A 23,581-nucleotide genomic window follows, 5' to 3' on the forward strand; every position below is an offset into this window, starting at 1 on the left:
TGCGTAAAAATCCAAGAATGGTATATAAATTCTTTAATTTTTGTTAAATCGGTGCCTCGCACCATAATTGAAATGCGGTATAAATCGCGTACTTTGCGTATGCCTTCATCATAAGGCCCGAGGACGTCTACATGATCACACTCGTATGGCATAAGAGCTTCTGCCACTTTATTGGCAATATCTAGGCCTTTTTGATAGTTTTCATGTTGAATGCGCAAGTGAATCATTTCTCCGAAAGGTGGATATTGAAGGGCTTCACGCGCTTCAATTTCTTCTTTGTAAAATCCTACATAGTCATGATTCTTACTCTTTATTATAGCATAATGTAAGGGATTATATGTCTGTATTACGACACGTCCTTTTCCCGTAGCGCGACCAGCGCGACCAGCTACTTGGGTGAGTAAATCAAAAGTGCGTTCAGAAGCACTATATAAAGGGATATTTAAAATTGAATCGGCGGTCAAAACACCTACAGCAGTGACGCCTTTGAAATCATGACCTTTAGCGACCATTTGAGTGCCTAATAAAATATCGTATGCACCAGCACCAAAGCGATGTAGTACTTCTTCGCCTTGTCCTTTTTTTGCTGTGATATCTTGATCGAGTCGAGCAATTCGAGCGTGAGGGAAATTACGGCGTAACTCCTCTTCCACTTTTTGCGTGCCAGATCCAAAAAACTTAATTTTTTGACTCTTACAATGTGGACAAATCGTAGGCACTGGTTCATGATGTTCACAATAATGGCAACGCAACTCTTCACCGGCTTGATGGTAGACCATGGCAATATCACAATGAGGACATTTTATAGGCTCTCCACAATCACGGCACATAATAAAAGTACTATAGCCTCGACGATTTAATAAAATAATCATCTGCTCTTTGTTCGATAAAGTAGTTTTTATGAGTTCAAAGAGAGCACTAGAGAAAACAGAATAATTTCCATAGATAAGCTCTTCTTTCATATCTACAATTTGAACCGCTGGCAAAGGCTGATGGAATATGCGATTAGGCAATTCCAGTAATGTATATTCTCCTTCTAATGCTTTGTAATAGGATGTAATAGACGGTGTTGCTGATCCTAGTATTAAGGGACAATTATGAGCTTTAGCACGCCAATAGGCTACTTGTTTCGCATGATAACGAACCATGTCTTCTTGTTTATATGAATTATCATGTTCCTCATCCACTACAATAAGACCAATATCATCAGTCGGAGCAAACACTGCTGAACGCGCTCCTATAATAATATGGCTATCCTTGCGGCGCAAACGTTCCCAATTATTATAGCGCTGGCTAATAGTCAATTTACTGTGAAATACGACTACTTCGTCACCAAATGCTTCAACAAAACGCGTTACAATCTGATTAGTGAGCATAATTTCAGGCACTAAAATAATGGCAATTTTATTTTTTTCAATGCATTCTTTAGTGGCTTTCATATACAATTGCGTTTTACCACTGCCGGTGACTCCATGCATTAAAAAAGGGGCAAATTGCTCTGCCTGTATAGCCTTATGAATGGGCTCATAAGCTAAGCTTTGTTCCGCTGTTAATGGCAAGTCTTCAATCTTACAGGATTGAAACAAGGTCTTAGTAGCGCGATATCGCTCCTCTACAGAAATACCAGGAAATTCCATAAGTTGCTTAATTACAGGCAAGGAATAACCATCCTGTTTTAACCGGTCCACTGATGCGGCCTTTAAATCATATAAATAAAAAGCTAGCTCCCGCTGCTTTTTACGCCGTGCAGGTATGCTATCTGGATTAAACCAATCTTCCGCTATCAGCCATTGTTCTTTAGGCCGTTCATAGCCTTTTAAGACCTTTTTATCTATTGTAAATAGGCTTAAAGCTTCTGACAAAGCACTGAGATAATATGAGCTAAGCTGTTTAGAGGTAGCTAGCATTTCAGCGGTAAACCAAGGCGTTGTATCTAATACGGCTTGAATTGGGCGCAAACGATAGGAAGGGTGTTCTGTTAATTCCGTATAGCCCACAACAATCCCCTCTTCTCGCGATGAACCGAGTGGAACTAAAACGCGTGAACCAATAGCAATAGGCTCTAAATGATCAGGCACTGTATAGCTAAAGGGTGTATTCATTTTTTTTGCTGGGCGATTAATAATAATCTCTGCTACACGCATGGCACTACCTCCTAACTTTTACCCTTTATTATACCATTTTTCCTAGTAATAAAAAAAGACAGGATATAGTAAAGCTACTATATCCTGTGCATCTTTAAATTATAGACCAGATTCTAAGCGAAGTGTAACTGCTTTATCTGTATGTTCCCAAGGAAGGTCAATATCTGTGCGACCAAAATGGCCATACGCAGCAGTTTGACGATAAATTGGGCGCAATAAATAAAGCATTTCAATAATCCCTGCTGGACGAAGATCAAAATGTTTTTTCACTAATTCAATAATGCGTTCTTCAGCAATTTTATTAGTTCCAAATGTTTCCACCATAATGGATACTGGAGTTGCTACACCAATAGCATAGGCGATTTGGATTTCACATTTATCAGCAAGACCTGCGGCTACAATATTTTTAGCTACATAACGAGCTGCATAGGCCGCACTGCGGTCTACCTTTGTAGGATCCTTGCCGGAGAATGCACCGCCCCCATGACGAGCCATGCCGCCATAAGTATCAACGATAATTTTACGACCTGTCAAACCAGCATCCCCTTGAGGACCACCGATTACGAAACGACCTGTTGGATTGATGAAGAATTTTGTATTTTCATCTACAAAACCTTCTGGTAGTACAGGAGCGATAACATATTTCTTCAAATCTGCTTCGATTTGTTCTCTTGTTACATCTGGACCATGTTGTGTAGAAATTACGATAGTTTCAATACGTTTAGGCACGCCATCAACATATTCTACAGTTACTTGTGTTTTGCCATCAGGACGAAGATAGTCTAAAGTACCATCTTTTCTTACTTTAGTCAACTGACGAGATAAGCGATGAGCTAAAGCAATTGGCATAGGCATAAACTCTTCAGTTTCATTAGTTGCATAACCAAACATCATGCCTTGGTCACCAGCACCAATTTTATCAAATTTATCATTACCACCTTCGCGTGTTTCTAGTGCATCATCAACGCCCATAGCAATATCTGCAGATTGTTCGTCAATAGCTACATTCACACCGCAAGTGTCGCAGTCAAAACCATATTTTGCACGGGTATAACCGATTTCACGAATAGTATCGCGTACAAGGTGTGGAATATCCACATAACATTTTGTAGAAATCTCCCCAACAACATGTACTTGCCCAGTAGTCACTAAGGTTTCACAGGCTACATGAGCAGTTGGGTCTTTTGCTAAAATTGCATCAAGCACTGCATCAGAAATTTGGTCAGCAATTTTATCTGGATGACCTTCTGTTACGGATTCTGATGTGAAAAATACATGTTTTTCAGCCATTTATCCATTACCTCCATAAAAAAATTCCTCATCAACTGATGAGGAATCAAACCCCATCTTTCGGCTCTGAACCGTCGGACTTAGCACCTTTTCCTTAGAATGGTTGCTGTAGCTTCACAGGGCCTTTCCCTCCACTACTCTTGATGAGAATAAAATCATATGTAACTAGTGTGATTAATAATCACTTTTATTATTATACTATAGAACTACAGTTCTGCCAAGGCTAAAATTATTCGCTTAGCCACATCAATTTTTGTCATAAGTGGCAAGTCTACAATTTGTCCCCCTGGATAAATAAAGCTTACTTTATTGGTATCTACATTAAATCCAGCATTTGATTTACTTACATCATTGGCAACGAGCATATCTAAATTTTTATTAACTACCTTAGCTTTGCCATTGTCAATGACATGTTCTGTTTCCGCTGCAAAACCAATTAATTTTTGATGCGCCTTATGTTCTCCTAATCCTTTTAAAATGTCAGGATTTTTTATGAGTTTAAGTTCTAACGTATCTTTCTTCTTAATTTTCTCTGGCGCCACATCTTCTACGCGATAGTCCGCTACAGCAGCAGCCATAATAACAGCATCGCAAGTGTCATAATGAGCTTTAACTGCTTCTTCCATGGAGCGTGCTGAATCTACGGAGATACATTCTACTCCAAAAGGAATTGGCAATTCTGTAGGCGCTGATATAAGAATTGTACGAGCCCCATGAAGCGCTGCTTGCTTAGCAATAGCATAGCCCATCTTACCACTAGATCGATTGCCAATATAGCGAACTGGATCAATAGCTTCTTGAGTTCCACCAGCAGTAACGAGTACAGTTTTACCAGCTAAGAGGTCAGATTTATTTAATTCAAAATGTAACCACTCCACTATATCAGTTGGCTCTGGTAAGCGTCCAATGCCAGAAGTGCCACAAGCTAATTGACCACTAGCAGCAGGTAAAATGTGATACCCTAAATCTTCTAATGTTTTAAAATTACGCTGTGTAATAGGATTTTCATACATATTTGTATTCATGGCCGGACAAATATAAATAGGTGCCTTAGTGGCCAATAATTGTGTAGTCAACATATCATCTGCTATGCCAGCCGCCATTTTAGCTATTACATTAGCTGTAGCCGGCACTACCACATAGGCATCGGCCCAAGTGGCCAAGGAAATATGCTCTACATTCCAGTCATGAATATTTTCAAACATTTCAACGGCTACTGGATAGCCGCTAATTTCACCAAAGGTCATAGGCGCTACGAACTTGGTGGCGTTGCGAGTCATAACGACTTTAACTTCAGCCCCTAATTTTCTTAGTCGACTTACCACTTCTACAGCCTTATACGCTGCAATACCGCCAGATACGCCGACAATGATGTGTTTATTTTTCATGGTTGAAATCCAATCTTATTTAATGCCATCCTTAGTACGAGCAAAACCAATTTTATTTTCAGCGATTTCATGAAGTGCTACTGACACTGGTTTATCAGTATCAAGACCATTAACTAAAGGCGCATCGCCATCAGTTAGTTCACGGGCACGTTTAGCAGCTAAGGTTACTAATGTGTACTTACTGTCTACAAAAGGTTCCAATTCTTTTAATAAAGGTTTTACCATCATAATTCCTACACCTCATTATTTCTATACTGATTATAAATATATTGAATCTTTTCTTTGTTGCGCTTAATACGGCATGTTTCAGCACGCAAAATAGACGCTACTTTTTCTACGGCTTCATCTAATTCATCATTTACTACAATGTAATCATAACGATGAGCCAGTGCAAGTTCTGAACTGGCTTTTGATAAACGCTTGTTAATTACATCGGTCGCATCGGTACCACGATCACGCAAGCGATTAGATAAAATGTCTAGAGACGGTGGTACGATGTAAATAAAGACAGCTTCACTAAAGCGCTCTTTTACTTGCATAGCCCCTTGAATATCAATCTCTAATATAACACTTTTTCCCTCGCTCAGTAGATTCATTACATGTTGCTTAGGTGTGCCATAATAATTGTCATATACTTTGGCATATTCTAGAAATGCATCATCTTCTATGAGTTGCTGAAACTCTTCTTTAGAGCGGAAGAAATAACTAATGCCTTCTTCTTCGCCAACACGAGGAGCACGAGTCGTCATAGAGACAGAATAAACTAAGTTAGGCATTTCTTTACGCAAAGCTGCACAAATTGTTCCTTTACCGGCTCCTGATGGGCCTGATAATACTATCAAAATACCTCTATCCGACATGATTCCTCCTACACTTCCTGTTCATTAGGTGTGGATTGTACAATTCGATGAGCAACAGTTTCTGGTTGAATAGCCGATAATACGATTTGTCCACTATCCATTACAAGTACGGCTCTAGTTTTGCGGCCATATGTAGCATCAATTAAAACACTTTTTTCACGTGCATCTTGAATAAGACGTTTAATTGGTGCAGATTCTGGACTAATGATGGCAATAAGACGGGATGCAGAGACCATATTGCCAAATCCAATGTTCAAAAGCTTTGTACTCATTTTTTCATACTCCTTACTACTTCGCTCTTTACTATGAGCTTAATTTACTACTACTTAATTCATTGGTTATTGTCCCAACTATTCAAGATTTTGTATTTGTTCTCTAACTTTTTCCAATTCGTACTTTAATCCTACGACACGGTCGATTACGTCTAAATCAGATCCTTTTGACCCCATTGTATTAACTTCACGATTCATCTCTTGAATTAAAAAGTCCAATTTTCGACCTACCGGTTTAGTCTCTAATAGTGTGTCCTTTAATTGTACCACATGTGACCCAAAACGTACAATTTCTTCTGTAATATCTGTTTTATCTGCTAGGATGGCTACTTCCTGCAATATTCTATCTGAATCAGCATGAATCGCATGTTTTTCTACTAAGGCTTCAATTTTGCTTTGTAGACGCTCTTCATAGCGGCGTAATAGGCCGTCTTTATTTTCTTTAATACCATGTAATAATGACTCCATAGTGCTTAATCGAGCTTCAATATCGGCTTTTAATAGGGCTCCTTCTTTCTGCCGCATAGATACTAATCCTGCCAAGGCTTGTTTTAGAGCCTCTTGTGCTAAAAGTCCAAGACCTGAATTATCAGTAGGTATTTCACTTACATTAAGCCAATCCTTAGATATATTCATTACATCCATAAGGCGAATGGAGTCAGTGGAAGTATAAAATCCTTCGTCCACAAGAACCTGTCGAATTTGATTGACTAATGTGCGATTAATTACAATACTTTTTTCTCGCTCTCGATTATCTTTTAAGGAAATATATACTTCTACTTTGCCGCGATTTAATTCATTTTTTATAGTTTGTTTTAAATCAGTTTCAAACTCATTTAGCACGGCAGGCATATTTAAATATATATCTAAATAACGAGAATTAACACTCTTTATTTCTACTTGAATTTCTACATCATTGCTAGCCACACGACCGCGGCCAAACCCAGTCATACTTTTCATATTGATCACCTAAATTAAAACATAATTATTATATACTACAGTTTACACAAGTATACTACTATTTTCTTTCTTTTTATTCTAACATGTTCCCTTCTTAGGGTAAAGAAATGAAATGTGTTATACTTATAGGAGTATAAAAAGGAGAATAACAAATGAATTTAGATGGTTTAACCTTATCAGTACTAACCCGCGAACTCAGCTCTTCATTAGTGAATGGTCAGATTCAACGTTTAGTACAAATAGATAAAACGTCTTTGGTATTTCGCATTAATACCTTAGAAGGCAATAAAAACTTAATGATAACAGTCGGTAATACACCGGCTTGCTATATTAGTAAAGATATTACAGATTTACCTAAAGAGCCCAGTGCTTTATGTATGTTTTTACGTAAGCACATTGAAACGGCACGTATTACCTCCATTGAACAATTACATGGAGATCGCATCCTATTGATTACAGTAGATAAATTATCCTTAGATGGCTCTTTACTAACTACCAAAATATATGTAGAACTTATGGGCAAATATTCTAATTGTATTTTTGTACAAAACGGGATTATCTTAGAGTCGCTCATTCATGTAACACCACTAATGAACCGCGAGCGCGCTATTGGTCCTAAACTCCCCTATGAGTTACCGCCCAACAGCAATCGCATGAGCCTTTTTGAAGTAAAAGAATCAGAGATTAATGCTTTACTAACTAATTTTGCTCAAGATACAGTAGGAGCTACGCTGCGCCATATATTTAATGGCTTGGGACCTGTTTTGTTAAAAGAACTCTGCTATATAGGAACTATAAATGAAAAAGATAGTTTTGCTGATTTAAGTGAAACTCAGATTGATCAATTAGGTCAGGCAATCCTCCATGTGAGAGATAAGATAAATGACTCTACTGAGCTTTTAGTATATGCCCTACCTACAGGCAAGCAAATTGTAAGTCCTATTGCACTCACCTATATTCCAGGCGAGAGTCAACTCATTTCAACCTATCCTAGTCTATCTATTCCGCTGGAACAGGATGTAATGAAACAAGGCGGCATTCACACCGCCACAAAAGATTTAGAACGACTCATAACGCAGGCTATAAAGAAGGAAGTACTAAGACATACAAAAATTCAGGATGAATTAGAAGTCAGCAAAGAAGCGGATACGTTCAAAATGCTTGGCGATTTATTGATGATTAATTCCTATATGGATGTTCATTATGAATCGAATATTACCTTACAAAATGTACTAGTAGATCCACCAGAAGATATTACTATAAAATTAGTACCTGAATTGACTTTAGTAGAAAATGCGCAACAGTATTATAAACAGTATACAAAATTAAAAAATCGCGTCATTAGTGGCAATTATCAGCTTGAAGAAAGTACTAAGAAATTAGATTATTACAATTCTATCCTCTACAGTTTAAGTCTCGCTAAGACCAAGGAAGATGTACAGGAAATCTATTCAGAATTTGAAGCTATTGGTTTAATAAAGAAATCTAAGAAGCCTCTTTCCTATAAATTGAGCAAAGAAAATTTCTTGCGCTTTAATTTACAGGGAGGCACCGTATTTATTGGACGAAATAATAAGCAAAATGAGTATTTAACACATCGCTTTGCCAAGCCTACTGATATTTGGTTCCATACTTTACAAATTCAAGGCAGTCATGTTATTTTACGACCTGATGGCGAGCCTTCTGATGATTTATTAACTAAAGTGGCTCAATTTGCCGCCTACTATAGTAAAGCTAACAATAGCACCAAGGTGCCAGTAGACTATACATATATTAAGTTTATCAAAAAGCCACCTGCTTCTCCTCTAGGCTTTGTCATTTATACACATCAACAAACGGTAATTGTAGATCCTAAATCACCTGAATCAAGCGACTTACTGATAAAGTGATTTTGTAGATCTTAAATCACCTGAATCAAGTGACTTACTGATAAAATAAGAAAAGCTCCCCTAGTAATCTGTTATACTATAACAAATTACTAAGGGAGCCTTTTTATATACTAATCCATTGTATTTACTATGACTACCTAGATGAATGCGTAATTATTATTATATATACATAAAGTTATATAATATGACATACCATATCTAGCTCATATGATAACACTTTTATTCGCGATTAGTTTGTTTTAAGCTTTCACGATTTACGCGTAAGCTTTCTAATGTTTTTTCTAAATTGTTTTCTACATAGCGCAATACATCAGATGCATATTGCAAAGAGCTATCTTTTAACTCATCAGAGGACTGATTGGCAGCATTGATAATTTGGTTTGCTTGCGCCTGAGCTTGTTTTACTAATTCACTTTCGTCAGTTAGTTTATTAATGTATTCTTTAGCTTGGGCAATTAAAGTATCTGCTTGACGTTGAGCATCAGCCAAAATTTTATCTCGTTCAGCAATAATTCGACGTGATTCTTCCATTTCTAATGGTAATGACTCATTAATAGCGTCTAAAATACCCATAATTTCTTCTTCTTCAATGACCCGTTTTCCGGTCATAGGAATGCGACCAGCCGATTCAATTAAATTTTCCAAGTCTTCTATAAGTTTTTCAGTTCTCATTCTCGCCACTCCTATTAATTATTACTATACCTTTTTAAATTTTGCTTCTAATGCATGTTTAACTTTTTCAGATACTAAGCCATCAAGATTACCATGGAATTTAGCCAGCTCGCGAATGCCTGTAGAGCTAACATAGGAGTATTTATTGTTGGTCATAATAAACACTGTTTCAATTTCATCATCTAAGTACTTAGAAAACAAAGCTCGTTGAAACTCATATTCAAAGTCACTCAATGCTCTAAGTCCACGTATAATCATGAAGCTATTTTTAGATTTTGCATAATCAATCAAAAGGCCTGACGCACAATCTACCTCTACATTAGGTAAATGAGCTACTGACTCTTCAATTAATTCTACGCGTTCTTCTTGAGTAAATAAACTATTTTTATTAGGATTATCAAGAACGGCTACAATTAATTTATCCACTAATTTGCTAGCTCTCTCGAATATATCTACATGCCCATTTGTGACAGGGTCAAAACTCCCTGGGCAAATACCTATACGCACGTAATTAGCTCCTTTCACGCCTCATAGGGTACACAATAGGTAACTCTAGTATAACCAAATTGTTGCTCTTTTACAATGGACCAACCAGTTGGTAATTCTAAAAGTTCTTTTTCATGATGCTCCATAATCAGCATTCCATCATTTTTTAGTAGTTGATACCGCTCGATTACTTCAAAGGTACTAGCAACGAATCCTCGTTCATAGGGAGGATCAGAAAAGATATAATCAAATTGCTGTCCCTGTAATTGAGCCCCTGCTGCCTGAATGGTAAGGGGCAGCACAGTAATGGCATCTTCCATGTGGCAATGAGCTATATTGTCTTTAATAATGCGACTTGTTGCTTTATCAACACAGCAAGCCCTTAGAGCCCCACGGCTAACCGCCTCTAATGCAAAGGCACCGGTGCCAGAAAATAAATCAAGCACTGTCGTCTCGTGGATTCCATAATTTGACAATACATTAAAAATACTTTCTCTTACTCGATCTTGAGTGGGCCTTGTTTGAAGACCTTTTGGTGCTTTTAGGTTATGACCTTTAGCACGACCTGCAATAATTCTCATACCTTCCTCATTGAGCCTACACTCATCATATAATTATAGTATATAATAAGCCAAAATAAAAGCAATCTATACAGATTTTTTTATATTTATCAAAAATTTTATAAATTCATTTCATCTTTTACATGGCGCCCCATTAGTTCGATTAATGCGGTGCTTGGTTTTTTATCAAAGTATAACACTTCATATAAAGCTTCTGTAATAGGTAAGTCTAAGCCTTTTTCTTTCCCTATTTCATATACGGTTTTAACAGCAAAAAAGCCTTCTACTACCATTTTAGAGTGATTCACAATGTAATCCATCGTCTCTCCAGCGGCCAATTTTTGACCGGCTGATCGATTGCGACTATGTTTACTCATGCAGGTAGCAATTAAGTCCCCCATGCCAGCTAAACCAGAATAGGTTTCGCGCCGTGCTCCTAGAGCTAGGCCAAATTTTGCCATCTCATGAAGGCCGCGTGTGAGTAACAGAGATTTGCAATTATCTCCCAAACCCATGCCATCAACGATACCGGCTGCTAGCGCAATAATATTTTTAGTCGTACCGGCTAATTCAACACCTGTCATATCTTCATTCACGTAGACGCGGAAATTATGACTATTCATGGCATCTTGCACTAATTTGGCTGACTCCATATCGTTAGCAGCAATGACTGTTGCAGCTGGTAAATCACGAGCAATTTCTTCAGCGTGATTCGGTCCAGATAATATGGCAATATGTTTAGTTTTATGGCCCACCACTTCCCGGGCTACTTCCGATAAACGCTTTCCACTTTGGCGTTCAATGCCTTTTGAACAAATGACTATAATAGATGATGCTTGTAAGACCGGCTCTATAGCCTCTAATATATCACGCACATAGATAGAAGGCGTTACTACAAGGATGATTTGAGCTTCAAAGAGTGCTTCCTTTAAGTCACTTGTAATCTTTAGTTCCTCGGGAAGGATAACGCCTGGTAAATAAGTAATATTCTCTTTTTTACGAAGTATTTCTTTAGCTACAGGTGCTTGGCGACAATACAAATAGGTAGTATTCCCCGCTTGCACACTTTTACAGGCTAATGCAGTGCCCCAACTACCAGAGCCTAGAACAGTCACTTTCATAGTATCTCCTTTATTTGCCTCATTTAGCCTAATTCATTATTATATGTTGATTTCCACTTATGCTATAAGCATATAGTTAGTAAAATTTACTTTATAAGATATCAATGTGAATTTTCAAACTTATTAGAATATAGCATGTAGTAAATTAGTATATAATAAAATGCAAAATGTAAAATACAGACTATTATAATAGAGTACTTAACTTTTTATTTCTCTTTAGTGCGCTCCACTTTTAATTCTTGACCTTTTATTAAGCGCATAATATTTTCTCTATGCCGCACAATAACAAATAAAGCAGCTAATAGGCCGAATAGAATGTATGGGAGTGGTTCACCAAAGACAAACATCAAGATAGGTACTAAAGCAGCGCCCACAATTGACCCGAGGGACACATATTTTGTTAAGCCTACTATAATTGCCCAAGTACCAAAACAAATAGCGGATACTAAGGGAACTAAAAAGATAAGCACACCTAGTCCTGTTGCTACGCCACGGCCACCTTTAAAGCCTAAGAAAATAGACCAATTATGTCCTACCATAGCTAAGATGCCACCGAGGAGCATAAGATTTTCGTGGGGGCTAAAAAGCCATACGCCAGCCATACCTTTAAGGGCATCACCTAAAAATACAGGAATCGCAGCTTTTAGACCTAATACACGATAAGTATTGGTGGCACCAATATTTTTACTGCCATATTGGCGCACATCAGTCTTAAAGAATAATTTGCCTATAATTAGACCCGTTGGTATGGAGCCTAATACATAAGCTAATAAGGCAAACAACACTATACTGGAACTAATCATTATCATTCCCCTTTTTACCGCGTAAAATCAGGCGGATTGGCGTACCTTCAAAGCCGAAGGATTCGCGCAAGCGATTTTCTAAGAAACGCATATAAGAGAAATGAATTAATTCAGGCTCATTTACGAATAAAATAAAGGTTGGCGGTTTTACTGACGCTTGTGTCATGTAATATATCTTAGGTAAGCGTCCATTGCGCGATGGCACTGGATTTACGCTTTGTGCATCAGATAATACTTGGTTAAGTACACTAGTAGATACGCGCATATGCTGCTGTTCTGATACGAATTTAATCAAATCAGCTAGACGATGAATACGTTGTTTAGTCAGTGCAGATGCAAATAAAATAGGCGCATAGCGTAGGAAGGCCATCTCATCGTAAATATCTTCCGTATAACGCAACGTTGTTTTGTCGTCTTTTTCTACTAAGTCCCATTTATTTACTACAATAATAAGGCCCTTACCAGCTTCATGAGCATAACCAGCAATTTTCTTATCTTGTTCAGTTACTCCATCTACGCCATCTAGAACGAGGATTACAATATCAGCACGATCTACAGAGCGCAAGGAACGAACAATACTATAACGCTCTACAGGTGCATCGATTTTAGCTTTACGGCGCATGCCTGCCGTATCAATGAGGACAAACTTTTGGTCCTCATGAGACCAATGAGTATCAATAGAATCGCGCGTGGTTCCTGCCACATCACTGACAATAACACGATCCTGCCCTAACAAGGCATTGGTTAAGGACGATTTGCCCACATTAGGACGTCCGATTAAGGCGACGTGGATAGTATCTTCCTCTTCTTCATTGCTGCCTACAGGAGGGAAGTTTTTTACCACATCATCTAATAGATCGCCTAAGTTCATCAGGTTTTTAGCAGAAATCCCAATAGGATCACCAATACCTAAATTGTAAAACTCATAAATATTGGCTTCTTGACTAATGCTGTCAATTTTGTTAACAACTAAGATTACCGGTTTACCACTGGCTCTTAAAATATTAGCCACTTCTTCATCTGCCGGTACTACACCTTGTTTGCCATCTACTACAAATAAAATCACATCAGCTTCCTCAATAGCAAGTTCTGCTTGAAGGCGCATCATTTTAGGAATGACATGACTGTCAGATGTGATAAATTCAATACCACCTGTATCAATCATAGTAAACTCACGATTAAGCCATTCTGCATCGAAATAGATTCTATCTCGCGTTACACCGGGAATATCTTCAACGATGGAAATTCGTTTATTAATAATGGCATTAAATAAAGTCGATTTACCTACATTTGGTCGACCTACGACCGCAACTAATGGTTTGGCCATATAAATCACCTCAATTACACATAAAATATCACTTTATATTTTAACATATTACGTAAAATCTATAAAGGATTAGGCAAAACAAAAACTGTGAAGCAGATTACTCTACTCCACAGTTATATGCTTATATATGAAATTCCCTATATATAATTATTCAGCTTCAGTTTCTTCAGCAGCTGCTACTGGTTCCATTAACTCAGTTAATGCAAGGCCAAGTTTCTTTTCATCTTTGTTAAGAGAAATAACTTTTACTTCAACGTCTTGACCACGGTTTAAGTAGTCTTCCACTTTTGCATTACGTTGTTTTGTAATTTGGGAAATGTGAAGTAAACCTTGGATGTCATCGTTAATAGCTACGAAAGCACCGTAAGCTACTAAGCGAACAACTTTACCAGTAATAACATCACCTACGTGAATGTTTTCTTCAGCTTCGTCCCATGGGCTCTTAGTTAAAGCTTTTAAGGACAAGGAAAGCTTGTTGCTTTCTTGGTCGAAGGATTGAAGTTTAACTTCGATTTCTTGGCCTACAGTTAACACGTCTTCAACGCGTTTAATTTTGTGCCAGGAAATGTCGGAAATGTGAAGTAAACCTTCAATACCACCGATATCTACGAATGCACCATAAGGCATGATTTTACGTACAATACCTTTGTAGTTATCGCCTACATTGATATTTTCTAATGCTTCTTTTAATTTCGCTTGACGAGCTACTTCAAGTACAGCACGGCGGGAAAGAACCAAACGGTTTTTCTTTTCGTCGATTTCAAGTACTTTAGCTTCAAATTCAGTACCTACTAAATTGTCAAGAGATTTAACGAAGTGTACATCCCCTTGAGAAAGTGGAATAAAACCACGTAGGGATTTAACAGTAACTACTAAACCTGCAGGAATAGCGTCCACACCTTTACAGATGATAGCTTCGTCTTTTTCCTGAGCTTCTTGTACATACTGCCAATCTTCGTCCTTAGCCAAACGAGTCATGGATAAGTAGATTGGATTATCTTCTTTAATGTGGTTCATAATAACAGCTTTAATTTTGTCGCCTTCTTTAAGCACGTCTTTAGCAGAGGCAGGTGCTGGATAAGAAATTTCGTTGCGTTTCAAAATTGCTTCTGTTTTATAACCGAAGGAAATCCATGCTTGGTCTTCTTCGACTTGCGCTACTTCCCCTTCAACTACAGATCCTTTCTTTAGATCTTCTGCCCAGTCAGATTCTTTGGCTAATAATTCTTCGAATTCACTCATTGTGTCAATGACCTCCTTAATTATCCAGTCGGGTGTCGATGCACCGGCTGTAACTCCCACTGTTTGTACATGTGTGAACCATGACAATTGTAATTCAGTAGAAGTCTCTATATGGTATGTAGGGCACCCAACGTCACGACAGACCTCTGCTAATCTTGTCGTATTGCCGCTGTTTTTCCCACCTACCACAATCATAAGGTCCACCGTTTTTGCCAGCTCCACAGCTGAGTTTTGACGCTCTTGTGTGGCTGTACAAATCGTTTTGAAAACCTTTAGATTCTTAGATTTTTTTTCTAATATGTCTATTATACTTTGAAATTTAAATTGTGAAAAGGTAGTTTGTACTACAACGCCCATATTTTCCACGAAAGGAATATTTTCGGCCTCTTCTTCAGTTTCAATAACTATACCTTTGTTTTTTGCCCATAAATTAATGCTAATCACCTCAGGATGCTTTTTTTCGCCTAAAATGACCAAACTCATACCTGAATCAATAACAGATTTAGCATCTTGCTGTGCTCTTGTCACATGTGGACAAGTAGCATCTACTACATTAAGACCTTTATTGGAAGCCTCATCATAAATGGCTGGGCCTACACCATGGGAGCGGATAATAACCGTACCATTGTCAATTTCATCAAGTGAGTTGACAGAATATACGCCTTTATCTTCTAAGCTTCCCACGACTTGAGGATTGTGAATGATGGGACCTAAAGTAAAGCTTTTATCATTATGTTCAGCTGTTTCTTCAGCCATATTAACTGCACGTTTTACTCCATAGCAAAAACCACAGTTTTTTGCAATTTTTATTTCCACTAGGATCTCCTTATGCGCTAAACTTTATGAATACTACTTACTACTGTCTAGCGTTTAAAATCTGGATGACTTGCTCTATAGTCAGCCATCAAAGTTTCTAAATGATTTCGTAATATATCATTAACTTCTGCAATAGCCTCAGCAGTTGGCTTTGCTTTAGTGATTTTTATAGGTTTACCAATTATAGCCGCTACTTGGCCGCGCTTTATATGACTCGTGCCCATAATGGCCAAAGGCACTATATCTACGCCAGTGCGCAGAGCCATGGAGGCTACACCATCATGAAAGCGACCTAGTTTATCTTTTTTCTGTCTTGTACCTTCTGGAAAAATACCTAATACTTTTTCCTCTTTTAACAAATTCATAGCGTGGCGAATGGCGATTTTATCTACACCACCACGACGAAGTGGAAAGGCTCCTAGCCAGCTACAAAGAAAATTAGAAATAGGATTTTTAAATAATTCTTCCTTCGCCATAAAATGTACGTGACGAGGTAAGGCTAAGCCACTAACACAGGGATCATTATTACTCATATGATTAGGCGCCACTATAACAGGCCCTTCCATAGGAAAGTTTTCACGCCCTACAATATCAATATTATATATCCATTTATACACAATATGGAAGGCACTGCGCCATAAGCATTCAGAAAATTTATTCACACATACACCTTCTTTATATTACTTACTAAATTTGTTTTCGTATCTACTTAATAGAATTTCTATTTATTACCTACTAGAAATTCTATTTGCTACGTGCTAGCAATTTTGCGATGTACTAACTAGTATATTTACTATGTGCTAGCTATCATAGTTAGCTATGTGCTAGCAGTTCTATTTATTATTAATTCGCCTTAGTTTCAGCTTCACGAATTAATTCGATGAGGCGTGCCACCGTTTCATCAAAAGACAAGTTATCCGAGTTAACGACTACGGCTTCAGGCACACAAACTAAGGGAGATTCAGTGCGATTCATATCCATATGATCGCGCGCTTCTACACTAGCTTTTATCTCCTCTAAGCTTACGTCTTCTTTATCTTTACTTTCTAACCAACGGCGCTTAGCGCGCGTCTCTACAGAAGCAGTTAAATAAATTTTTAACTCCGCTTTAGGTAGTACTACGGAACCAATATCGCGACCATCTAAAATAACCCCACCTGCTTCAGCCATAACGCGCTGTTGAGCTACTAAAAATTGACGCACAGATTTTAGCGCAGCGACTTGAGATACATGAGCATTTACTTCTTGTGTACGAATGTAATCTGTAATTTCTTCGTCATTTAGATACACTCTAAACATAGTTTCCGTAGGCTCTAATCGAAGTGTCACATCTTTAAGCAAATTAGCAATAGCAGCTTCATCTGTTGGACTTATATGATGTTTTAAAACGCCATAGGTAACTGCCCGATACATAGCACCTGTATCAATGTACAAATAGCCTAATTCTTTAGCAACCACCTTAGAAATACTGCTTTTTCCTGCGCCCGCAGGTCCATCAATGGCAACAGCAATTCGCTTATTTAATGACATGAATGACACTCCTTTTAATCTAAATCGCCATGAACTGCATGCATGGCTGCTACATATCCAGTTGAAAATGCAGCTTGTAAATTATAGCCTCCTGTAAAGGCATCAATATCCAATACTTCCCCTGCACCATAAAGGCCTTTAATAAGTTTTGATTCCATTGTTTTAGGTTTAAATTCTTTAACAGAAATGCCACCAGATGTAACAATGGCTTCCGCTATAGGTCGCAAGGATTTAAATGTAAGTTTTAAATGCTGCAAAGTATGAACTAAGCGCAAGCGTTCTTCACGGCTAATTTGATTGATAAACTTTTGCTCACTTAAGCCTGCTTCCCTAATAATAACTGGAATTAAACGCTGTGGCAATAAGTCTTTAAGACCATTTGCTAATTGCTTTTTAGAATACAATTGGAAATCTTTTTGTACTCTCAAATCCAACTGCTCTTGGGTTAGAGCTGGCTTCAAATTAATGTGAAGTTCAATAGCACCTATATTTTTCTTCTTCATTAATTTACCCACAGTATGACTTAAGGATAGCACAATAGGTCCGGTAATGCCAAAATGAGTGAACATCATTTCGCCGAACATTTTACCTTGCACTTTATCTTTAGCCCATACAGAAAGCTCTACATTTCGCAAGCTGAGACCCATGAGTTCTTTAACCCAGTTTTCCTTAGTTTCTATAGGAACAAGGGATGGCCGTAAATCTGTGATTTTATGGCCTACTTGCTTCGCCATTTCATAGCCATCACCAGTTGAACCAGTTAATGGATAGGATAAACCTCCTGTAGCTAAAATAACGGCATCAGCATAATAGGTTTCGCGAGATGTTTTAACGCCTTTAATACAGTTATCTTCTACAATTAATTCCTTTACTGCTTCATTTAAATGTAAGGTGCCGCCATAGCCCTTAAAAACACGCATAAACATATCGCGTACTTCTAAGGCTGAATCAGATTCAGGGAAAATTCGTCCGCCTCGCTCTACCTTAGTCTTTAATTTCCAATGATCTAAAAGAGCTAATAAATCACGATTATCAAATTGCTGATAAGGACTCAATAAAAATTTACCATTCCCTGGTGTATTTCCTATAAAATCTTCAATCGGTGCATTATTGGTAATATTGCAGCGTCCTTTGCCAGTTATGCCCATTTTTTTGCCAATCATATTCATCTTTTCGATTAAAGTGACTACAGCCCCTTCACGAGCCGCTATAGTGGCGGCCATCAGGCCCGCTGCACCAGCACCAACTACGATTATACGCTTCATTAACGGCCTCCTTTCCGAGGTGTAGCCGCGCGATTTGAGCGACTTGTTCGGCTGCTATTGGTACGTCCATAAGACTTAGCCTTTTCACTTCCATAGTCATTTTCATTATTGCGGCCTTCGATTGAGCGCGTATGGCTTCTTGAGCTTCCCTTGCCACTAGCTCTCGTATTCCCTCTAGCGCTACCTTTTTCATTGCCTTGGACACGGCCTCTTGTGTTACCTTCACGGCGACTTGTCTGACCTTTAGATTGACTGGCACGTCTTGACACTTTAGACGGACCTCTGCCTACAGGTAAATCAACTAAGCTTTTTAATTGACGCACTTCTTCATCTGTTAAAGATCTATAAGCACCGCGTTTTACACCTGCTAAAGTAATGCTACCATAGGCTAAGCGTTTCAAATTGTGGATGCTGTAATGATAGTATTCAAACATGCGGCGCACTTGGCGATTACGACCTTCATGAATTGTAATCTCCACGGTGGTCAATCCAGTTTTACTATCAAAGCCGTAATCTACAATGTCTGCTGGAGAGGTCATGCCATCTTCTAATTCGACACCTTTACTAATGCCCTCTAAATGATCATCTGCTACGCGACCTTTTAATTTTACTTCATAGGTTTTATTTACGCCTTTAGACGGATGCATTAACGCTTGTGCTAAAGCGCCATCATTAGTAAATAAAAGCAAGCCTTCCGTATTATAATCTAAACGCCCTATAGGATATACGCGTTGTTTTACATCTTTTAAATAATCCATCACCGTATCACGACCTTGAGGGTCACCTACAGACGTAATGCTTCCTTTAGGTTTATTTAGGACATAATAGACTAATTTTTCTGGTTCCAATCGCTGACCATCAATTTTAACTCGATCCACAGCAGGATTAATTTTAGTGCCTAATTCAGTAATTAAGCGTCCATTTACTTGCACTTTGCCCGCTACAATTAATTCCTCTGCCTTACGTCTAGACACATAGCCACAACGGCTAATATATTTTTGCAAACGCTCTAATTCCATGTTTAGCTCCTTTTAATTTACGAATTCTTCTTTTAAATTATCTACAGACTCGATACCTACACTTCGCAAAAACGTATCCGTTGTGCCATATAAGACGGGGCGCCCTATGGTTTCTTTACGCCCTAACTCAGCGATTAAATCGCGGCTTACGAGTTGTTTTAATACCTTTTCACAGTTTACGCCGCGAATCTCTTCAATCTCGCTTTTTGTTACCGGCTGCTTAAATGCTACTACTGCTAAGGTTTCCATTGCAGCAGGAGACAATCGGTCTTCTTTTTGACGAATTTTACTTACATAGGCACTACTTTCTGGAGCACTTACTAATTCGTAACCAAGTCCACTTGTTTTCAACCGTAAGCCTCGCTTTTTTGAAACTAGTAAGGCTTCAAAGTCTAATAATATAGACTTCATTGCGTCTTCAGTGCAATCAAATAGCTCACTTAAGAGACCTAGTGGCACTGGTTTAGCAGCGGAAAACAGTACTGCTTCTAGATGGCTAAATATAGCGGCTCGATTTATCATAGTATCCATATTGCTAGGCGCTTCCTGGCCTTTTTCTATATGTGAGTCTGTTTGTGGATCTGCTTGTGACTCCACAGTTACGTCATGTTCCATATCTGCCATAAGCCCTCCTTTTACTTATACTACGGCACTATATAAAGTGACATCTATTATTTCATGATTATATTCATCTTCTCTTACTGGGCCCAGAGTAAAGACTTGCCGTTTTAAGAGTTCTAGCACAGCTAAAAATATAGTTACTTTTTCAGCGCGTACACGAGAATTGTCCAATAATGACTTAAAACTTAAAGATCTATGCTGTTTAGCTTGAAGAAATAATTCATCAATTTTACTTTCTAAGCTAAACTCTTCTTTTTCTACCTTCACAGTGGGTGGTTCAATGACCACATCCTTATCACGTTCATAACAAGTTTTAAAAATCTCATATAAATGACGAAGTTCAAACCGATAAATAGTTTCTTGCCCCCATTGGCTTAAGGCATCTAAGCGACTAAAACTTTGATTGCTAGCTTCTGTTTTTTGCGCCAATGCCTCAGTCAATTCTTTGATTTGCTTATATTCCAATAAATTAGCTACCAATTCATCCCGTGGATCTTCCTCCTCATCAGGATTTAATGGTGCATTGCGCGGCAATAACATGCGCGATTTTATTTGTAATAAAGTGGCCGCCATAACTAAGAACTCACTGCTGTAGCGTATATCAAATGTTTGCCATAATTCCAGCTGCGCCATATATTGTGAAGTAATCTCTACAATAGGAATGTCATATATATCAATCTTATGTTTCTCTATTAAACTTAACAGCAAGTCTAAGGGTCCTTCAAACACATCTAATTTATACTCATAAGACTGCATATATGCCCCCTTTCATAAACGATAAATGCCAACTATTAATTATACCGAATATTTCCTAATAGTTCTAGCTTTTTGCTTGTATTTTTATGATAATTCTGTTATCGTAATGATGATAGTTTCTATATTGTAAAATATAAGTAAACTCTATATAAAATAAAGGATTATTTATGAGTTATAATCTTATGTTTATAATTTCAATTATCCTAAAAAATTAAAACTAAATTACATATTACATATACAATGATAAAGGAGATTTTTATGTTCTCAGGTTCCAAGTGGTGGCGAAAACCCGCTCTTCACTATGCACTCTTTGCTATTATAATTTTTACAGCTCTGTATTATACCTATGAGCCTCTCGCCCTTGGATTTGATTGGGAAGATATTTCCCTACTTGCCTTACCTACTTTGTTAGGCCTTTTTTTATGTCAGTGGCTTTGGCGCTCACATTTGGGTAAACGAGCATTTTTAGGACATTTTTTAGTAGGACTTGCTTGGGTTTTAACCTATCCACTGCTATATCATTGGTCCTATACAAAGCCATTTTATTTTTATGAATTTTTTCCAGACTTTTTATTTGGCACCTTATACTTTATAGGTGTGTCTACTATACATTATACCCTTTCATTAGGCTGCAATAAAAGACATTTAGTAACTACCTTCATGTCGCTTGTAGATTTTGTAATGCTTTGGATTCCACTGATTCAGATCGGCTATTATATTAATACTTGGCATTGCTTGACGCCAGCTACATTGATGGCGCTTTACCAAACTAATACGGAAGAAGCCTTTGGCTATTTAAAAGCTGGTGCAGGCACCTTAGGCCTTATTGCGATTGCAATTGGATTAATCATACTGTACGTATTTATATATTGGGCTAATTTTGGCATGTATAAAGTAAGCCATAGCGCTCAACTTAATCCCCATCCAGCTAAACGTCTTAAGGAAAATTATAACGCCCTAAGTAGTACCGGCAAATTCAGAAAATTCTTCCTATACCTCACCTGTTTAGGTCATCTAATTTATTTACCATTCTGGGGATTTCAACATACAGATATGGTACACAATTGGATGGATGTAGCCCAGTACATGAAAGAATTACAGCAATACAACACAAATCATGAAAAGGTCTATGATAGTTTACAATTAACCAGCAAAGAGTCAGCAGCACAAAAAGTACCTGGCACTATTATTTTAGTCATAGGTGAATCTTCATCACGCAATTATATGAAAGTATATAATTCTGAATTTGAATACGAAGATACACCATGGCAAAGTGAAATGGCTGCCAATAATCCAGACTTTATATTCTTTAGAAATGCCTATTCATCCTATGTACAAACAGTACCAACTTTAGAACGGGCACTAACGGAACGCAATCAATATGATGACCGTCCATTCATGGACTCCGCTACTATTATAGATGTAGCTAAAAAAGCAGGCTATTATACGAGTTGGTTTAGTAATCAAGGCGTATATGGCGAATATGACACAGCTATTTCCCTCATTGCTAAAACAGCTGATCGTCCCCTATGGGCTCACGAAGCATATATGTTCTCAGACAAATATGATGGCGTGTTACTGTCCTTATTACCTCATGCAGAGCCTTCAAAAAATAATTTCATTGTCATCCATATTATGGGTAGTCATATTTACTATAATGACCGCTATCCACATGAGTTTAGTCAATGGAAAATTGGTGATGTTCCAAAGGGCAAAGAAGCCTATGCTAATAGTCAACTCTATACTGATTGGGTGTTGCAGCAAATTTATACCTATGCTAAAACACACCTCAACTTACAGGCTATGGTGTACTTCTCCGACCATGGAGAAAGCTTAAAACTATCCCATAATCCAGATGTATTTGACTTCGATATGACACGTATTCCTCTATGGGTCTATGTCTCCCCTGAATACCAACAGGCATTTCCTGAAACAGTAGAAACAATGCGTAACAATGAGCATCAATATTTTACCAATGATTTACTCTATGATATGATAAGTGGTCTTTTACAGGCTCCATCAAATCGCTATGATCCAAGAAGAGACTTCACAAATCCAGATTATCGATTCAATAAATTCACGCTTACTACGCTATTAGGTCAACATCCATTAAATACAGATCCAGAAGCAGTTGATCCTTGATGCTAGTGATTTGTAGTATTTGTAGTAAATAGTTAGCTATTAATTATTTACTAGATTATACATAAATAAAAGGGCTGCAATGAGTAGATACTTCTACTTCATTGTAGCCCTTCTCTTATGCCCTAAAAGTAATGTAAATTATCTATTTGGGAATATAAAAATAGACTGAACGAAAACGTTCAGTCTAAATGGTGCCGAGGACCGGAATCGAACCGGTACGGTTATTTCTAACCGACGGATTTTAAGTCCGTTGCGTCTGCCTGTTCCGCCACCCCGGCATGGGTGGAAAATTATGGAGGCGGCACCCAGAATCGAACTGGGGAATAAAGGTTTTGCAGACCTCTGCCTTACCGCTTGGCTATGCCGCCAAAAAGTGGAGCGGAAAACGAGATTCGAACTCGCGACCCCCGCCTTGGCA

General features: G+C 38.0%; 21 protein-coding genes, 2 tRNA genes, 1 pseudogene and 1 riboswitch. Of the genes and pseudogenes, 2 read left to right on the top strand and 22 right to left on the bottom strand.

The genetic code is table 11. From position 1 onward, the window contains the following. The 7 genes from priA to QZR90_RS09170 form a co-directional block, all read right to left on the bottom strand. Positions 1-2,144: primosomal protein N' (gene priA, locus QZR90_RS09140; protein WP_295791239.1), on the bottom strand; the 2,144-nt coding region annotated here is incomplete at its 3' end. Positions 2,145-2,243: 99 nt separating this feature from the next. After that, entirely contained in the window at positions 2,244-3,434 is a 1,191-nt protein-coding gene (gene metK / locus QZR90_RS09145) for a methionine adenosyltransferase (RefSeq protein WP_295791241.1), read from the bottom strand. Positions 3,435-3,484: 50 nt separating this feature from the next. Beyond that, positions 3,485-3,584: riboswitch (SAM riboswitch) on the bottom strand. 56 nt (positions 3,585-3,640) lie between these two features. Beyond that, complete coding sequence (coaBC, locus tag QZR90_RS09150; protein WP_295791244.1) at positions 3,641-4,822, bottom strand: bifunctional phosphopantothenoylcysteine decarboxylase/phosphopantothenate--cysteine ligase CoaBC; 1,182 nt, start codon at positions 4,820-4,822, stop codon at positions 3,641-3,643. Between the two features lie 15 nt (positions 4,823-4,837). Further along, entirely contained in the window at positions 4,838-5,050 is a 213-nt protein-coding gene (gene rpoZ / locus QZR90_RS09155; protein WP_295791247.1) for a DNA-directed RNA polymerase subunit omega, read from the bottom strand. 5 nt (positions 5,051-5,055) lie between these two features. Beyond that, on the bottom strand, positions 5,056-5,682 hold the full coding sequence (gene gmk, locus QZR90_RS09160; protein WP_295791251.1) for a guanylate kinase: 627 nt from the start codon (positions 5,680-5,682) through the stop codon (positions 5,056-5,058). 8 nt (positions 5,683-5,690) lie between these two features. Next, positions 5,691-5,954 carry an extracellular matrix/biofilm regulator RemA gene (gene remA / locus QZR90_RS09165; protein ID WP_295791253.1) on the bottom strand — a complete coding sequence of 88 codons (264 nt, stop codon included), beginning with the start codon at positions 5,952-5,954 and terminating at the stop codon, positions 5,691-5,693. Positions 5,955-6,032: 78 nt separating this feature from the next. Then, the gene (locus QZR90_RS09170) at positions 6,033-6,914 is read right to left on the bottom strand and encodes a YicC/YloC family endoribonuclease (protein ID WP_295791256.1); all 882 of its coding nucleotides are present in this window, start codon (positions 6,912-6,914) and stop codon (positions 6,033-6,035) included. A 152-nt stretch (positions 6,915-7,066) separates the two neighbouring features. On the opposite strand from QZR90_RS09170, the gene QZR90_RS09175 reads away from it, so the two are divergent. Further along, positions 7,067-8,803: an NFACT family protein gene (locus tag QZR90_RS09175; RefSeq protein WP_295791260.1), complete on the top strand. Its 1,737-nt coding sequence runs from the start codon at positions 7,067-7,069 to the stop codon at positions 8,801-8,803. Positions 8,804-9,022: 219 nt separating this feature from the next. Here the strand turns inward: QZR90_RS09175 and QZR90_RS09180 are convergent, their stop codons facing one another. The 13 genes and pseudogenes from QZR90_RS09180 to QZR90_RS09240 form a co-directional block, all read right to left on the bottom strand. Then, complete coding sequence (locus QZR90_RS09180) at positions 9,023-9,475, bottom strand: ATPase (protein WP_295791263.1); 453 nt, start codon at positions 9,473-9,475, stop codon at positions 9,023-9,025. Positions 9,476-9,499: 24 nt separating this feature from the next. Then, complete coding sequence (gene coaD / locus QZR90_RS09185) at positions 9,500-9,982, bottom strand: pantetheine-phosphate adenylyltransferase (RefSeq protein WP_295791264.1); 483 nt, start codon at positions 9,980-9,982, stop codon at positions 9,500-9,502. 14 nt (positions 9,983-9,996) lie between these two features. Then, complete coding sequence (gene rsmD / locus QZR90_RS09190; protein ID WP_295791267.1) at positions 9,997-10,542, bottom strand: 16S rRNA (guanine(966)-N(2))-methyltransferase RsmD; 546 nt, start codon at positions 10,540-10,542, stop codon at positions 9,997-9,999. A gap of 98 nt (positions 10,543-10,640) precedes the next feature. Next, a complete protein-coding gene (locus QZR90_RS09195; RefSeq protein ID WP_295791270.1) occupies positions 10,641-11,642 on the bottom strand; it encodes an NAD(P)H-dependent glycerol-3-phosphate dehydrogenase in 1,002 nt (333 codons plus the stop codon). A 206-nt stretch (positions 11,643-11,848) separates the two neighbouring features. Next, positions 11,849-12,445 (bottom strand): glycerol-3-phosphate 1-O-acyltransferase PlsY, encoded by a 597-nt coding sequence (gene plsY, locus QZR90_RS09200; RefSeq protein WP_295791273.1) that lies wholly within the window; start codon positions 12,443-12,445, stop codon positions 11,849-11,851. After that, on the bottom strand, positions 12,438-13,772 hold the full coding sequence (der, locus tag QZR90_RS09205) for a ribosome biogenesis GTPase Der (protein ID WP_295791277.1): 1,335 nt from the start codon (positions 13,770-13,772) through the stop codon (positions 12,438-12,440). The genes plsY and der overlap by 8 nt, the downstream gene beginning before the upstream one ends. 147 nt (positions 13,773-13,919) lie before the next feature. After that, the gene (locus QZR90_RS09210) at positions 13,920-15,830 is read right to left on the bottom strand and encodes a bifunctional 4-hydroxy-3-methylbut-2-enyl diphosphate reductase/30S ribosomal protein S1 (RefSeq protein WP_295791281.1); all 1,911 of its coding nucleotides are present in this window, start codon (positions 15,828-15,830) and stop codon (positions 13,920-13,922) included. A 47-nt stretch (positions 15,831-15,877) separates the two neighbouring features. Next, a complete protein-coding gene (locus QZR90_RS09215; protein WP_295791284.1) occupies positions 15,878-16,492 on the bottom strand; it encodes a 1-acyl-sn-glycerol-3-phosphate acyltransferase in 615 nt (204 codons plus the stop codon). A gap of 181 nt (positions 16,493-16,673) precedes the next feature. Further along, complete coding sequence (gene cmk, locus QZR90_RS09220) at positions 16,674-17,360, bottom strand: (d)CMP kinase (RefSeq protein WP_295791286.1); 687 nt, start codon at positions 17,358-17,360, stop codon at positions 16,674-16,676. Between the two features lie 14 nt (positions 17,361-17,374). After that, positions 17,375-18,625: an NAD(P)/FAD-dependent oxidoreductase gene (locus QZR90_RS09225; RefSeq protein ID WP_295791291.1), complete on the bottom strand. Its 1,251-nt coding sequence runs from the start codon at positions 18,623-18,625 to the stop codon at positions 17,375-17,377. 302 nt (positions 18,626-18,927) lie between these two features. Continuing rightward, a pseudogene (locus tag QZR90_RS09230) lies at positions 18,928-19,644 on the bottom strand (pseudouridine synthase); the annotation flags it as partial. A 12-nt stretch (positions 19,645-19,656) separates the two neighbouring features. Further along, entirely contained in the window at positions 19,657-20,268 is a 612-nt protein-coding gene (gene scpB, locus QZR90_RS09235) for an SMC-Scp complex subunit ScpB (protein ID WP_295791293.1), read from the bottom strand. 15 nt (positions 20,269-20,283) lie between these two features. After that, positions 20,284-21,021: a ScpA family protein gene (locus QZR90_RS09240; RefSeq protein WP_295791295.1), complete on the bottom strand. Its 738-nt coding sequence runs from the start codon at positions 21,019-21,021 to the stop codon at positions 20,284-20,286. Between the two features lie 258 nt (positions 21,022-21,279). On the opposite strand from QZR90_RS09240, the gene QZR90_RS09245 reads away from it, so the two are divergent. After that, on the top strand, positions 21,280-23,163 hold the full coding sequence (locus tag QZR90_RS09245; protein WP_295791297.1) for a phosphoethanolamine transferase: 1,884 nt from the start codon (positions 21,280-21,282) through the stop codon (positions 23,161-23,163). Between the two features lie 189 nt (positions 23,164-23,352). Here the strand turns inward: QZR90_RS09245 and QZR90_RS09250 are convergent. Both QZR90_RS09250 and QZR90_RS09255 read right to left on the bottom strand, forming a co-directional pair. Next, positions 23,353-23,441: transfer RNA gene (locus tag QZR90_RS09250), tRNA-Leu, on the bottom strand. A 15-nt stretch (positions 23,442-23,456) separates the two neighbouring features. Then, positions 23,457-23,531 (bottom strand) — tRNA-Cys (locus QZR90_RS09255). Positions 23,532-23,581 lie beyond the last annotated feature (50 nt).

It is taken from the genome of uncultured Veillonella sp., from assembly GCF_900545795.1.
Classification (GTDB): Bacteria; Bacillota; Negativicutes; order Veillonellales; family Veillonellaceae; genus Veillonella_A.